The sequence below is a fragment of the Sphingomonas sp. UYEF23 genome, assembly GCF_040546165.1.
GTDB classification, from domain to species: Bacteria; Pseudomonadota; Alphaproteobacteria; order Sphingomonadales; family Sphingomonadaceae; genus Sphingomonas; species Sphingomonas glacialis.
Window position 1 is genome coordinate 509,746 of record NZ_JBEPNG010000003.1, and the last position, 13,194, is coordinate 522,939.

A 13,194-nucleotide genomic window follows, 5' to 3' on the forward strand; every position below is an offset into this window, starting at 1 on the left:
AATTCGACCAAAGCTTCGACGCGCTCGGTGGCGCAATCGCACACCTCAACGTACCGAGCGCCAGCGCGATCGCTTGCGAGCGGTAGCGTCGCGCAATAGGGATAGCGGGTGACCGACAGTGTACCAGGCGCAGCGGCGGTTGCGGACGCTTCCCTTCCCCGCCGCGGCCGCTGGCGCTGGATAAGCGGTGCGGTCCTTGTGTTTCTCGCGATGCTCGGCGCAACGTGGCTCGCGCGCAAACCCGTGGCGGAGCATTTCATCGACGATGCGCTCGCCGCGCGCGGCATTCCGGCGCGCTATGAGATCGCGCAGATCGGGTTTCGCACGCAGCGGCTGACCAATGTCCGCATCGGCGATCCACGCCGTCCCGATCTGCTGGCCGATTGGGTCGAGGTCGATACCAGCCTGTGGGTTTCGGGCGCGAGCGTCACTGCGATCCGCGTCGGGCGCGTGACGATGCGCGCAACGCTTGCCGACGGGAAGGTGTCGTTCGGGACGATCGATCGCCTGCTGCCCGCGCCGTCGGGCAAGCCGTTCGCGCTCCCCGCGATCAAGGCCGACATCGCCGACGGCCGCATCGCGCTTGCGACCCCGTACGGCCCGGTCGCGCTGCACGTGGTCGGGGCGGGGCGTCTCGACGACGGTTTTGCCGGAACGCTCGGTGCGAAAGCGGCGGCGTTCGAGCTCGGCGACTGCCGTCTCGCTACGCTCGATGCGGTGCTGCAAATCCAAGTGCGCGCGGCGCAGCCGAGCTTGACCGGCCCCGTCACGCTCGCACGCGGTGACTGCGGCGGCGCGCGAATCACCACGGCGCGCGCCGATCTGACGGCGACGCTTGCCGGCAAGCTCGACAGCGGGCGCGGATCGGCGCGGCTGGCGATCGCCACGCTCGATGGTGGCGGCGCTGAGCTGCGCGCGCTGGCGGGGTCGGTCGATTTCGTCGGCTCGGCGCGCGATGTTTCGGGCGATCTCGATCTGCGCTCGGGGCCCGCCGCGGCGGCGGGCGTCGCGGCGCTCCGGACCGCGCTCGCCGGGCGCTATCGCTACGCCGACGGCGGTTTCGCGTTGGATGGGCGCGCGCAGGCGACGCGCGCGCGGCTGCCAGCAGCTTGGCGCGCGCGGCTCGACCCGGTTCGTGGCGCAGGCGCCGGAACTCCGATCGGGCCGATCGTCGCGCAAGCGGTGGCTGCGCTGCAGGCCGCGGGCCGATCGGGCGATGTCGATGCGCGCGTATCGACGATCCTCAATGCCGGGCGCGGGCAAGTGATCGTCTCGCGGCTCGCCTTTGCGGCGGCGTCGGGTGCGCGGGCAACGCTCGCTGGCGCGAACGGCCTGCTCTATCGCTGGCCCGGCGGGGTTCGGATCGACAGCACCGTGACGCTCGGCGGCGGTGGCTTGCCCGACGCCAGCGTCCGCGTGCGCCAGGCGGGGTTTGGCGCGCCGCTGGTTGGGCGAGCGATCGTCGCGCCATATGCCGCCGGCGCTGCGCGGCTCGCACTGACCCCGATCGACTTTAGCGCGACCACCGGCGGCGCGACGCATATCACGACTCGTGCCGCGCTCAGTGGGCCGCTCGGCACTGGCCAGGTCACCGCGCTCAGCCTCCCGCTCGACGCGCGCTGGGACGGGCGCGCCGGGCTGACGCTCAATCCGGCCTGCGCGCCGCTGGCGTTCGAGCGGCTGGCGGTCGGCGGGCTCGATCTGCCGCGCTCGAGCGTGACGCTGTGCCCGCGCGACGGCGCGCTGCTGCGGCTCGAGCAGGGCGCGGTGCGCGGCGGCGGGTCGATCGGTCCGATCCGCCTCGCCGGGCGGCTCGGTTCCGCGCCGATCGGCGTGACGCTGCAGCACGGCGAATGGCTGCTCGGCGCACGGCGCTTTGCGGCGACGGGGCTCGGCGTCCGGTTGGGCGCGCCCGAGCGGGTGACGCGGCTCGACGTCGCGACGCTCGGCGGAAGTCTCGCGACTGCGGGCCTCGCGGGGACGTTCGATGGGGCGAGCGGACAGATCGGTGCGGTGCCGTTGCTGCTTTCGTCGGCGGCCGGGCGCTGGCGCTTTGCCGCGAACGTGCTGGCGCTCGATGGGGGCCTGATGGTCGCCGACAGCGCGGCCGACGCGCGCTTCCATCCGCTCGCCGCGCGCAGCGTCGCGCTGACGCTCGCCGACAACCGCATCGCGGCACGCGGCACGCTGTTCGAGCCGAGCAAGAGCATCGCGGTCGCCGATGTCACGATCGCGCACGATCTGGGCGCCGGGGCAGGGCATGCCGATCTCGCCGTCCCCGGCATCGTCTTCGGTCCGCAATTCCAGCCCGATGCGCTGACGCGGCTGACCTATGGCGTGATCGCCAACGTCGTCGGGTCGGTGAATGGCGAGGGGCATATCCGCTGGACGCCGCAGGGCGTGACGAGTGACGGCGTGTTCCGCACCCCCGGCACCGACCTTGCCGCGGCGTTCGGCCCGGCGACGGGGATCAAGGGCGAAGTCCGGTTCACCGATCTGCTCGCGCTCGAAAGCGCGCCGGGCCAAGTCGCGACGATCAAGACGCTCAACCCGGGGATCGCGGTCAATGACGGCGTGGTGCGCTATCGATTGCTGCGCGGTACTCGGATCGCGGTCGAGCAGGGGCGCTGGCCGTTTGCGGGGGGCACGCTGACGCTCGAGCCGACCTTGCTCGATTTCGACAAGGCGCAGGAGCGGCGGATGACCTTCCGCGTCGACGGAATGCGCGCCGACCAGTTCCTCCAGCAGTTCGACTTCAAGAACCTCAACGCCACCGGCATCTTCGACGGCGCGCTGCCGATGGTGTTCGATTCGACCGGTGGGCGGATCGCGCAGGGCAGGCTCACCGTGCGGCCCGGTGGCGGGACGGTCGCCTATGTCGGTGAGGTGACGCAGAAGGATGTCGGCTTCTGGGGCAATTTCGCGTTCCAGGCGCTCAAATCGCTGCGCTATCGCAGCCTCGAGATCGTGATGAACGGGCCGCTCGCCGGCGAGATGATCACCGAGGTGCGCTTCGCCGGGATCGGGCAGGGGGCGGGCGCCAAGCGCAATTTCCTGTTCGACCGGCTGCAGAAGCTGCCGCTGATCTTCAACGTGCGGATCAGCGCGCCCTTCCGCCAGCTGATCGATTCGGCGCAGAGCTTCTACGACCCGCGCCGGCTGATCGAACGCAACCTGCCGACGCTGCTCGAGGAGCAGACCAAGCGGGCCAAGCCGCCTACCCCCATTCAGCCTTCCGACAGCAGGATCGTGCCATGAACGAAACAGCATTGACGAAGACCAAGGATCGACCGACCACGCGCATGATGACGAGGACGATGACGATGGCCGCTATAGTGGTGGCCGCTTTGGCGCAGAGCGCGTGCGTAACCGTGAGCGCGCCCGACAAGCCGATCGTGATCAACCTCAACATCAGCGTCACGCAGGAAGTCGTCTACCGTCTCGACGGTCAGGCCAAGAGTTTGATCCAGGCACAACCGGGGATTTTCTGATGACACGCATTTTCACCAGCCTTGCCGCTATCGCCCTGATTGGCACCGCGACCGCGGCGCTGGCGCAGCGCAGCCCCGCCTATCAGGCGGCGCGCGCCGCGGGTGAGGTCGGCGAGCAGCCCGACGGCTATCTCGGCGTGGTCGGCAGCGTCAGCGCCGAAGTGCGCGCGATGGTCAACAGCATCAATATCCAGCGCAAGGCGGCGTACACGCAGCAGAGCGCGAGCTCGGGCGCGACGGTCGAGCAGTTCGCCTTCACCAGCGGCTGCAATCTGATCGGCCAGACTGCGCCGGGCGAGAAGTACAAGGGTCCTGATGGCCAGTGGAAGACGCGCGGCGCCACTGCCCCCGAGCGCGATTCGCGCTGCATCTGAGGCGCGACGACAGGGTTTCAGGCGCGCTCGAACATCACCCCGTTCGCCCTGGGCCTGTCGAATGTCTCCTCTCGCCAGGGGGCGCCCTGCCTATTGCGAGCTCAGCCCGAACGGCGTGGGGTGATCACGTCGAGGCGCAGTGGGTCGTAGCGCCGCTTATTTCGCCTCGGCGAGCGCCGCCTTGGCGACAGCGCTGGTCCAGTCCATCCCGCCGGTGCTGCGCCACACTTCCTTGCCGGTCGAATCGAACAGGATGCTCATCGGCAGGCTGGCGTTATAGGCCAGGCTGAAGCCGAGCTCCTTGTCGAGATACGGCTGGAGCCGGGTGAACTTTTCCTTGGCGAAGAAGGCGGCGACGGTCGGGCGGTCCTTGTCCTGGCTGATCGTAGCGACCGTGATGGTCGCGGCGGCCTGGTCGAGCGTCGGCATTTCCTTGACGCACGGGCCGCACCACGTCGCCCACAGGTTGACGAGCACGGGCTTGTCCTTGAACGTCGCAAGCGTGGTCGGCTTGCCCGCCGGATCCTCGAAGCTGAGCGTCGGCGCGGCCTCGCCCTTGTGGCTGCGGTCGATCTTGCTGGTCTCGGCGGGGGCCGTAGCGGCGGCGGTTGCGGTGCTGTTCGCGGCGACCTCTGCTTGCCCGTTGGACGAGACTTGCTTATCGCACCCGGCTAGCACGAGCAGCAGGACCGAAGCGATCACCGAGCGAAACAACATGGGCACGTCCAATGCGATGTGGGGTGGGCGCTTCGCCGAGGGTCCGGCCGCGGTCATGCGGTCGATAAATGCCTCGATCCCGTTCGACAAGCGGCTCTGGCGGCAGGACATCGCCGGGTCGAAGGCGCATGTCGCTATGCTGGGTGCCACGGGTATCGTTTCGCCTGCCGATGCATCCACGATTTCCGCGGGTCTCGACGGGGTTGCGGCGCATTACGAGGCGCACGGCGTCGCCGAGGACATGGCGCTCGAAGATATTCACATGCAGAGCGAGTCGCGGCTCGCCGCGGCGATCGGGCCGGTCGCCGGGCGGCTCCACACCGCACGCTCGCGCAACGATCAGGTCGCGACCGATTTCAAGCTGTGGGTGCGTGACGCGATCGATGAGGTCGAGGTAGCGCTCGCCGCGTTCCAGGACGCACTGCTGACGCGCGCCGAAGAGCATGCCGACAGCGTGATGCCCGGCTTCACGCATCTGCAAAGCGCGCAGCCGGTAACGCTCGGCCATCATTTGATGGCGTATCACGAGATGATCGCACGCGACCGCAGCCGCTTCGCCGATGCGCGCAAGCGGATGAACCTGTCACCGCTCGGCTCGGCGGCGCTCGCGGGCACGGGCTTTCCGATCGACCGCGAGATGACTGCGGCGGCGCTCGGCTTCGATGGCCCGACGCGCAACTCGCTCGACGGCGTGTCCGATCGCGATTTCGCGATCGAATATCTGACCTGCGCGACGCAATGCTCGCTCCACCTTTCGCGGCTCGCCGAGGAGTTCGTGCTGTGGGCGTCGCAGCCGTTCGGCTTCGTCGCGCTGTCGGATCAATGGTCGACGGGCAGCTCGATCATGCCGCAGAAGCGCAATCCCGATGCCGCCGAGCTGGTGCGCGGCCATGCGGGCCGCATCCTTGGCTGCATGACGTCGCTGATGGTGACGATGAAGGGGCTGCCACTCGCCTATTCGAAGGACATGCAGGACGACAAGCCGCCGGTGTTCGAGGCGCACGACCTGCTCGGCCTGTCGATCGCGGCTATGACCGGGATGGTCGAAAGCGCGACCTTCCGCACGCCACGGATGCGCGAAGTGGCGGAGGCCGGTTTCGCCACCGCGACCGATCTCGCCGACTGGCTGGTGCGCGAAGCGGGCGTGCCGTTCCGCGAGGCGCATCACATCACCGGCCAGGCGGTGGCACGCGCCGAGGCGCTCGGGCTCAAGCTCGATGCGCTGCCGCTGACCGCATTGCAGGCGATCGACGGCCGAATCGACGAGCGCGTCTACGACGTGCTGTCGGTCGATGCCTCGGTCGCCAGCCGCGTGAGTTTCGGCGGCACCGCGCCGGTCCGCGTCCGCGCGGCGATCGCGGCGGCACGCACGGGGGAAACGGCATGAAACACGGTCTGGCTCTGGGGTTCTGCGCGGCGCTGTTGCTCGCCGGGTGTGGCGCTGCGTCCGGGTTGAAACCGGCCGAGGGGAGATCGCTCCCCGTCGCGCCATATGGCGCGAAAGAGACGCCGACCCCCGCCGAGCTGCTCAAACCGACCAATCAGGAACGGCCGATGCGCAGCGACGAGGTGCTCACCAATTCCGCGGAACGCCGGAGCGACGAGTTCAGCCTTCCGCCTCCCAACTGACAGGCTTCATTCGATGGATCATTTTTCGCTCGTCGATGGCGCGCTGCACTGCGAGGGCGTGCCGCTCGCGGCGATCGCCGATGCGGTCGGCACGCCCGTCTATGTCTATTCGACCGCGACGTTCGAACGCCATGCGCGCGTGTTTCGCGAAGGGCTGGCGCCGGCGGGGGATGTCCACCTCGCCTACGCGATCAAGGCCAACCCCAACCTTGCCGTGCTCCGCGTGCTCGCGCGCGAAGGCTATGGCGCCGATGTCGTGTCGGGCGGCGAGCTGGCGCGCGCGCTGGCGGCGGGAATCCCGGCGAAGGACGTGGTGTTTTCGGGCGTCGGCAAGACCGTCGGCGAATTGTCGACCGCGCTCGATGTCGGGCTCGGCCAGTTCAATCTCGAGCTTGAAGAGGAAGGCGTCGTCCTCGCCGGGCTCGCCGCCGCGCGCGGGATGCGCGCCGATGCGACGCTGCGCGTCAATCCCGACGTCGATGCCGGGACGCATGCGAAGATCTCGACGGGCAAGCGCGAGAACAAGTTCGGCGTGCCGATCGACCAGGCGCCGGCGATCTTCGCGCGGCTCGCCGGATTGCCGGGGCTCGCGCTGCGCGGCGTGGCGATCCATATCGGCAGCCAGCTGAGCGAGCTCGCCCCGCTCGAGGCGGCCTATGCGCGGATCGGCGCGCTCGTCGCCGAGCTGCGCGCGGCGGGCCATCCGATCGAGCGAGTCGATCTCGGCGGTGGGCTCGGCGTGCCATACCGCGCGGGCGAGGTGTTCCCGAGCCCGGCCGAATATGGCGCGATGGTCGCGCGCGTCACCAAGGGGTGGGGCGTGCGGCTGATGTTCGAGCCCGGCCGCGTGATCGCAGGGAACGCCGGCGTGCTGCTGACCAAGGTGATCTGGGTCAAGCCCGGCGCGATCAACCCGTATGTCATCGTCGACGCCGCGATGAACGATCTCGCGCGCCCGGCGATGTACGATGCGTGGCATGATTTCGAGGCGGTGTCGCCGAGCGGCGCGCGGATGACCGCCAATATCGCCGGCCCGGTGTGCGAAAGCGGCGACACCTTCGCGATGGCGCGCGACATCGACACGGTGAAGAGCGGCGATCTCGCGATCTTCCGCACCGCCGGCGCGTACGGCGCGACGATGGCGTCGACGTATAACAGCCGCGCGCTGGTGCCCGAAGTGCTCGTCGATGGCGATCGCTTCGCGGTCGTCGCCGACCGAATCCTGCCCGAGACGATCCTCGCCGCCGAGCGGATTCCGGACTGGTTGAAGGCGTGAGCCTGCACAGCCTGCCGCTGTTCGTGCGGCTGGGGGGCCGTCCGGTGATGCTGCTCGGCGAGGGCGAGCCCGCCGATGCGAAACGGCGGCTGCTCGAACGCGCGGGTGCGGTGATCGTCGGCGAGGAAGCGAGCGCCGCCCTGGCGATCGTCGCGATCGAGGACGAAGCGCAAGCGCAGGCGGCGATCGCGCGGCTTCAAGCGCGCGGTGTGCTCGTCAACGCGGTCGACCGGCCCGATAAATGCGATTTCACGCTGCCCGCGATCATCGATCGCAGCCCGGTGCTGATCGCGATCGGCACCGGCGGTGCATCGGCTGGCCTCGCAGCGGCGCTGCGGCAACGCCTCGAGGGGCTGCTCCCGGCGACGCTCGGGCCGCTCGCCGACCGGCTCTATGCCTTGCGCGCCGCAATCCGGCTGGCGTTGCCCGCGCTCGACACACGACGGCGCGCGCTCGGCGCGGCGTTTGCGCAAGGCGGTGCGCTCGATCCGCTCGCGGCGGGGCCCGATGCCGTCGAGACGTGGCTGACGGCGCCCGCCGCGCCGACCGATCGGCTCGTCACGCTGCGGGTGCGCTCGGCCGACCCCGACGATCTGACACTCGGCGAAGCGCGCGCGCTCGCGCTCGCCGACCGGATTTACGCGCCGCCCCACGCGCCCGCGGCGATCCTCGATCGATCGCGCGCCGACGCCGTGCGGATCGTTTCGGACGCGCCGCCCGTTACGCGCGAACCAGGACTGACGCTGTGGGTGGAGATGGAATGAGCGGGTTTGCGTACCGGGTGGCCGACGGCAAGGCCGAACGCATCGATATCCAGAACGCGCTCGAGACGCCGAGCGATCTGGTCTGGGTGCATCTCACCAGCAATAACGAGCAAGCTAAGGCATGGCTGGGCGACGTCGCCAAGCTTCCCGACTATGTCGTCGAAGCGTTGACCACGAGCGAATCGCGGCCGCGCTGCGAGGCACTCGGCGATGGCGCGATCCTCAATTTGCGCGGCCGCTCGAACGAGGCGATGACGACATCGGACCCGCTTGCCTCGCTGCGCATCTGGGCGACGGCGGGGCGGGTGATCTCGGTGACGCGGCGCTCTTTGACTGCCGTCGACGACGTGACCAAGCAGATCGAAGGCGGCACGATCCGCGACCCGGGCGACCTCATCGCCGAATTTGCTGTTGCGATTACCGAGGAGCTCGACCCCGAAGTCGCCGATCTCGGCGACAGCCTCGATGATTGCGAGGCCGATCTCGACGCCGACAAGGTGTTCGTCCTGCGCCGCAACGTCACCAAGGTGCGCGTCGCCGCGATCGGCTATCGCCGCTTCCTCACGCCGCAGCGCGCCGCGCTCGAGAAGCTGGCATCGCTGCCGTGCGACTGGCTGCAGGATGACGACCGGCTGCATCTCGCCTCCGCCGCCGATCGCGCCGCGCGCATGGCCGAGGAACTCGAATCGATCCGCGAGCGCTCGGCGCTGATGCACGAGGCGCTGACCGATTTGCGCGCCGAACAAATCGATTCGCGCTCGCTGTTGATCTCGATCGTCGCGTTGATCTTCCTCCCGCTGACCTTCCTCACCGGCCTGTACGGGATGAATGTCGAGGGACTGCCCTTCGCCAAGGAGCCTTGGGCGTTCGATGTGATCGGCGGGATCTGCATCGCGATCACCGTCGGCATCATCGGCTATTTCTCGGTAAAACGCTGGTTCGGCTGACGGATCAGGCCGCGCGCACCGCGCGCCACGCCTGGCCGATTTCGTCGAGCGTGTCGGCAACATCGCGGAACGGCCGCGGATCCTGGCCGATCGCGGCGGTGACGACGGTGTGCCGCGCCCCGCCGTACAATTTGGCGAGCGCCGGGGCGACGGTGCCGCCCGCGGTAAAATCGAGCCCGGCCTCGAGCGCGAAGAGGATTGCAGTGGCGCGCGTCACCTTGTCGCTCTTCATCGCGTAATTGCCGTGCTCGGCCGCCCAGGCGGCGCCGCGCAAGGCCCGGATCGCTTCATCATAGAGCAATTGGACCAATGCCGGCCCATCGGCCTCGGCGGTTTGCCCGGCGAGCTCGATCTGGCGATACGTCGCTTCGGGATTGCGGCCGAAGGCCGTGGCATAAGCGACGCTCATCCGCCGGTCTTGTTCCACTGGTCGATCTGGGACTGCAGCGCCTTCGCACTCGCCTTATAGGCTGCGACCATCGCGTCGGAAGCGGCATATTGCTTGGTCAGGCGGTCCTGATACGCGGCGGTATCGGTCGTCACCTGTGCTTCTGCGTCGTTCACCTTGGCGAGCTTGGCGGTGTAGAGCGCAGTGCTGCCGACGAGGCCGGTGCTTTGGGCCTGGCCGTTGACGATGACCTTGTTGTTGGTCGCCGCGCTGGTGATCGCGTTGAGCGCGGCGGCGAGGCCGCCACCGGTCGCGCCGGTGCCGTTGGCGAACAGCGCCTCGACCGCGGCAGGAGTCTTGAGCAAGGCGGTGTTGAGCTTGGTCGAATCGACGCTGAGCGTGCCGTCCTTGTTGGTCGCGACACCAATCGAGGCGAGATTGACCGGATCGCCCGCCGCGCCCCCGCTCGACAGCGGCGTCACGGTGAGGCCCCGCAGCGAGCGCAGCAAGTTGGTCGCGTTATAATCGCTGCGCAACGGGCCCGTCGCCGGGTCGGTTTCGGTCTTCAGCTCGGCGAGCACTTGGTTGTAGGTCGTGACGAAATCGGTGACCGCTTGCGCGATCCCGTCGCGCGGCGTCGTGCTGCCGAGCGAGACGGGCTTGGCGACCGAAGTGGTGCCGCTGGACGTCGTCGTGCTGGTCCTGGGGGAGACGCCGGTGAGCGTCAATTTCACCCCGGCGACAAGGTCGCTGATCGTGTTGCTCGTGCGGTCGACGCTCACGCCGTCGACGGTCAGATTGGCATTGCCGGCATTGCTGTTGATGCTCGCGGCGGCCGTGCCGCTGCCACCGCCGACGTTCAACTGCGACAGGTTGCCAGTGCCGCTCAACGTGAAGGCCTGTGCGGTTCCGGTCGGCCCCTTCATCGACAGATACGCCGCGCCGTTGACGTCGGTCACCACGCTCGCGGTGAGACCCTTGCCGCTCGTATTGATCGCCGCAGCGACGTCGGTGAGCTTGGCGCCCTGAGCGATCGCAATCTGAATCGGAGCGGACGGTGTGGTGAGCGAGGAGACCGCGCTGTCGGCCGCCGTGCCGAAGGTGAGCGTCAGCGTGCCCGCGTCGAAGGTCGGCGCGCCGCTTGGAAAACCCGCGATCGCGGTCTGGGCGGTGGCGAGCGCGTTGACGGTCACCTGCGTCGACAGACCGGCCAGCTTTGCGCCGGGCAGCGCGGTTGCCGTCAGCACCGACGCGTCCGAGCTGGTCGGCTGCGATGCGAGCGATCCGCCAGTGACGAGCGAGGTCAGCGCCGAGGCGAAGCTGGTGATCGCGCTCTGTACCTTGGCGACCGAGGAAATCTGTGCGGTGAGCGCGGTGTCCTGCGCGCTGAGCGAGGCGTTCTTCGCGGCGAATTGTGCGCTCACCAGCGACTTGATCAGACTCGCCGTATCGACCCCCGACCCGGCACCGAGCGAGGTCAGGATCGACGAGCCCGACACCGTGGCGGTCGAGGTCGTCGGAGTGGTCGCGGTGGTCGTCACCATATCATCGTCCCGGAAAAGCGCTCAGTTGGAAGAACGACGAAACGCCTCGAAAATTTAGCTTTGTTTCACGCCATTCTCGTCGAAGCGCGCGCTTGGCGGGACCTGGACCGACGGCGGCACTGCGGCGGCGCCCGCCTGGCTGTTGAGCCCGAAGACGAAGGCGAGAATCGTCGCGAGCGCGACGTAGAGATCGTCGCGGACCTCCTGGCCCTCGCGGCTGGTGTAATAGACCGCGCGAGCGAGCGAGGGATATTCGAGCACGGGCACGCGCGCCTCGGCACCGAGCTCGCGGATCGCGAGCGCGATCACGCCGCGGCCCTTGGCGACGACGACGGGGACTTGGTCGGTCTCGCGATTGTAGCGCAGCGCGACCGCGAAATGCGTCGGATTGGTGAGGATGACGTGCGCTTCGCTCACCGCGCTGCGCATCGAGCGTTTCGACATCTCGCGCTGGCGCTGGCGCATCGCGCCCTTGGCCTCGGGCGAGCCTTCGCTCTCCTTATGCTCGTCGCGCAGATCCTGTTTCGACATCCGCAACTTGCGCAGCAGCTGGAAGATCTGCAGCGGCACGTCGATCCCGGCGATCACGACGAGCCCGCCCGCCATCGCGAACAGCACGCCGGTAAAGGTGCTGCCGAGCACGCCGACCGCGGTGCCGATATTGGTCGAGGCGAGCCCGATCGTCGCATGCGCGACTTGGTCGAGCATGTGCCAGCCGATCGCGCCGAGCAGCACGACCTTGAGCAGCGACTTGCCGAGCTCGATCCAGCCCTGCGGCCCGACAATCCGTTTCAATCCCGCGCCAGGGTTGATCCGCGACGCCTTGGGGGCGAGCAGCGATCCGTTGAAGCTGAGATGCCCGAGCCCCGCCTGGCTGACGATCGCCGCGACGATCGTCATCGCGAGCAGCGAGATCAGCGACGGCGCGAGCTTCCAGCCGCTTTGGACGAGCGGGCGGAAGGGCGAGAAATCCTCGATATCGCGGTGATCGAACGCGAAGCTCGCGGTCATCACGTCCTTGCACGCGCCGACCAGCGACGGGCCCATGAAGGCGAGCCAGCCGCAGCCGGCGAGCATCATCAGCGCCGTCGCGAGTTCGCGGGATTTGAGGACATCGCCCTTTTCGGCCGCGTCGCGTTTGCGCTTGGCGGTTGGTGCTTCTGTCTTTTCGCCGAATTCGTCTGCCATCAGCCGAGCACCAGCGATTGTGTCGCAGCCAGGCCTTCATCGATGATGACGAGCAGGTAATCGCCCATCGCCGGAAAGCCGAGCGCGAGCGCGACGACGCCGACTGCAAGGCTCGCCGGCAGCCCGACCGCGAACAGGTTGAGCGAGGGGGCTGAACGCGAGATCATTCCGACGACGAGGTTGAGGCAGAGCAGCAGGAAGCCGACCGGGAGTGCGAGCAGGAGCCCGGCGAGGAAGGTGTAGCCGCCGAAAAAGGCGATGTTCTCGAGCTGCTGCGGTTTCAGCCAGGCACCGCCCGGCGGGAGCGCGACATAGCTTTTCACGATCATCTCGACGAGAATCAGGTGGCCGTTGACGCTGAGGAACAGCAGCGTGAGCATCATCGAGAAGAACTGGCCGAGCGCCGGGGTCGACTTGCCGTTCTGCGGGTCGATGGCGGAGGCGAAGCCGATTCCCATCGACGTGCCGATCAGCTCGCTCGCGATCATCGGCGCGGCAAACGCAATCTGCAGCACGAAGCCGAGCGCTAGCCCGACCAGTGCTTCGGCGGCGACCGAGAGGATCGTGGCCAGCGCGAAGACGTGTTCGGGCGGGGCGATCGGGTGAACGCTCAGCACGAGCACGCCGATCGCGCCCGACAGCGTGACGCGCACGACGAGCGGGATCGCGACGGCGCTGAACACGGGCGCGGCGACGAAGGCAGCACCGACGCGGACCATCACGAAGATCAACGCCCAGAGCTGCGGTTCGATCGACAGGCCGAAGCCTAAGGGACTCAAATCCCCCTCCCGCTTGCGAGTTCGAGGTCGGTCATGCCCCCGGCATGACCTGAACGATGCGGGGCATCGTTCACCTCGAACTGAGTTGGGGGAGGGA

13 protein-coding genes are annotated in these 13,194 nt (G+C 68.4%); 8 read left to right on the forward strand and 5 right to left on the reverse strand.

Annotated features, from left to right (window positions below):
* Positions 1-198 precede the first annotated feature (198 nt).
* Genes ABIB28_RS08600 through ABIB28_RS08610 form a run of 3 tightly spaced genes read left to right on the forward strand, consistent with a single transcriptional unit; the run spans position 199 to position 3,865 of the window.
* On the forward strand, positions 199-3,258 hold the full coding sequence (locus tag ABIB28_RS08600; RefSeq protein WP_502958228.1) for an intermembrane phospholipid transport YdbH family protein: 3,060 nt from the start codon (positions 199-201) through the stop codon (positions 3,256-3,258).
* The gene (locus ABIB28_RS08605) at positions 3,255-3,491 is read left to right on the forward strand and encodes a YnbE family lipoprotein (protein ID WP_322161398.1); all 237 of its coding nucleotides are present in this window, start codon (positions 3,255-3,257) and stop codon (positions 3,489-3,491) included. The genes ABIB28_RS08600 and ABIB28_RS08605 overlap by 4 nt, the downstream gene beginning before the upstream one ends.
* Positions 3,491-3,865 (forward strand): YdbL family probable chaperone protein, encoded by a 375-nt coding sequence (locus ABIB28_RS08610; protein ID WP_354287796.1) that lies wholly within the window; start codon positions 3,491-3,493, stop codon positions 3,863-3,865. The genes ABIB28_RS08605 and ABIB28_RS08610 overlap by 1 nt, the downstream gene beginning before the upstream one ends.
* Positions 3,866-4,021: 156 nt before the next feature.
* On the opposite strand, the gene ABIB28_RS08615 is transcribed toward ABIB28_RS08610, so the two are convergent.
* Complete coding sequence (locus ABIB28_RS08615) at positions 4,022-4,582, reverse strand: TlpA family protein disulfide reductase (RefSeq protein WP_354287798.1); 561 nt, start codon at positions 4,580-4,582, stop codon at positions 4,022-4,024.
* 16 nt (positions 4,583-4,598) lie between these two features.
* Here ABIB28_RS08615 and argH point away from each other — a divergent pair, with 16 nt between their 5' ends.
* The 5 genes from argH to ABIB28_RS08640 are packed head-to-tail and all read left to right on the forward strand — an operon-like array spanning position 4,599 to position 9,198.
* Entirely contained in the window at positions 4,599-5,969 is a 1,371-nt protein-coding gene (gene argH / locus ABIB28_RS08620; protein WP_354287869.1) for an argininosuccinate lyase, read from the forward strand.
* The gene (locus ABIB28_RS08625) at positions 5,966-6,211 is read left to right on the forward strand and encodes a hypothetical protein (protein ID WP_133191024.1); all 246 of its coding nucleotides are present in this window, start codon (positions 5,966-5,968) and stop codon (positions 6,209-6,211) included. The genes argH and ABIB28_RS08625 overlap by 4 nt, the downstream gene beginning before the upstream one ends.
* Positions 6,212-6,224: 13 nt before the next feature.
* Positions 6,225-7,487 carry a diaminopimelate decarboxylase gene (gene lysA / locus ABIB28_RS08630; protein ID WP_354287800.1) on the forward strand — a complete coding sequence of 421 codons (1,263 nt, stop codon included), beginning with the start codon at positions 6,225-6,227 and terminating at the stop codon, positions 7,485-7,487.
* Positions 7,484-8,251 carry a precorrin-2 dehydrogenase/sirohydrochlorin ferrochelatase family protein gene (locus tag ABIB28_RS08635; protein ID WP_354287802.1) on the forward strand — a complete coding sequence of 256 codons (768 nt, stop codon included), beginning with the start codon at positions 7,484-7,486 and terminating at the stop codon, positions 8,249-8,251. Before lysA ends, ABIB28_RS08635 begins: the two co-directional genes overlap by 4 nt.
* The gene (locus ABIB28_RS08640) at positions 8,248-9,198 is read left to right on the forward strand and encodes a zinc transporter ZntB (RefSeq protein WP_354287804.1); all 951 of its coding nucleotides are present in this window, start codon (positions 8,248-8,250) and stop codon (positions 9,196-9,198) included. The genes ABIB28_RS08635 and ABIB28_RS08640 overlap by 4 nt, the downstream gene beginning before the upstream one ends.
* Before the next feature lie 4 nt (positions 9,199-9,202).
* On the opposite strand, the gene ABIB28_RS08645 is transcribed toward ABIB28_RS08640, so the two are convergent.
* The 4 genes from ABIB28_RS08645 to fliR are packed head-to-tail and all read right to left on the reverse strand — an operon-like array spanning position 9,203 to position 13,097.
* Positions 9,203-9,607, reverse strand: coding sequence for a flagellar export chaperone FliS (locus ABIB28_RS08645; protein WP_133191018.1), 405 nt, complete (start codon positions 9,605-9,607; stop codon positions 9,203-9,205).
* Positions 9,604-11,130 carry a flagellar filament capping protein FliD gene (fliD, locus tag ABIB28_RS08650; RefSeq protein WP_354287806.1) on the reverse strand — a complete coding sequence of 509 codons (1,527 nt, stop codon included), beginning with the start codon at positions 11,128-11,130 and terminating at the stop codon, positions 9,604-9,606. The genes ABIB28_RS08645 and fliD overlap by 4 nt, the downstream gene beginning before the upstream one ends.
* Before the next feature lie 54 nt (positions 11,131-11,184).
* Positions 11,185-12,318, reverse strand: coding sequence for an EscU/YscU/HrcU family type III secretion system export apparatus switch protein (locus tag ABIB28_RS08655; protein WP_133191014.1), 1,134 nt, complete (start codon positions 12,316-12,318; stop codon positions 11,185-11,187).
* The gene (fliR, locus tag ABIB28_RS08660; protein WP_354287809.1) at positions 12,318-13,097 is read right to left on the reverse strand and encodes a flagellar biosynthetic protein FliR; all 780 of its coding nucleotides are present in this window, start codon (positions 13,095-13,097) and stop codon (positions 12,318-12,320) included. Before fliR ends, ABIB28_RS08655 begins: the two co-directional genes overlap by 1 nt.
* Positions 13,098-13,194: the final 97 nt, after the last annotated feature.

Bases quoted from the DNA above. Each gene is read 5' to 3' on its own strand.
- ABIB28_RS08605 (WP_322161398.1), top strand. From the start codon at position 3,255: ATGAACGAAACAGCATTGACGAAGACCAAGGATCGACCGACCACGCGC.
- ABIB28_RS08610 (WP_354287796.1), top strand. From the start codon at position 3,491: ATGACACGCATTTTCACCAGCCTTGCCGCTATCGCCCTGATTGGCACC.
- ABIB28_RS08615 (WP_354287798.1), bottom strand. From the start codon at position 4,582: ATGTTGTTTCGCTCGGTGATCGCTTCGGTCCTGCTGCTCGTGCTAGCC.
- argH (WP_354287869.1), top strand. From the start codon at position 4,599: ATGTGGGGTGGGCGCTTCGCCGAGGGTCCGGCCGCGGTCATGCGGTCG.
- ABIB28_RS08625 (WP_133191024.1), top strand. From the start codon at position 5,966: ATGAAACACGGTCTGGCTCTGGGGTTCTGCGCGGCGCTGTTGCTCGCC.
- lysA (WP_354287800.1), top strand. From the start codon at position 6,225: ATGGATCATTTTTCGCTCGTCGATGGCGCGCTGCACTGCGAGGGCGTG.
- ABIB28_RS08640 (WP_354287804.1), top strand. From the start codon at position 8,248: ATGAGCGGGTTTGCGTACCGGGTGGCCGACGGCAAGGCCGAACGCATC.
- ABIB28_RS08645 (WP_133191018.1), bottom strand. From the start codon at position 9,607: ATGAGCGTCGCTTATGCCACGGCCTTCGGCCGCAATCCCGAAGCGACG.
- fliD (WP_354287806.1), bottom strand. From the start codon at position 11,130: ATGGTGACGACCACCGCGACCACTCCGACGACCTCGACCGCCACGGTG.
- ABIB28_RS08655 (WP_133191014.1), bottom strand. From the start codon at position 12,318: ATGGCAGACGAATTCGGCGAAAAGACAGAAGCACCAACCGCCAAGCGC.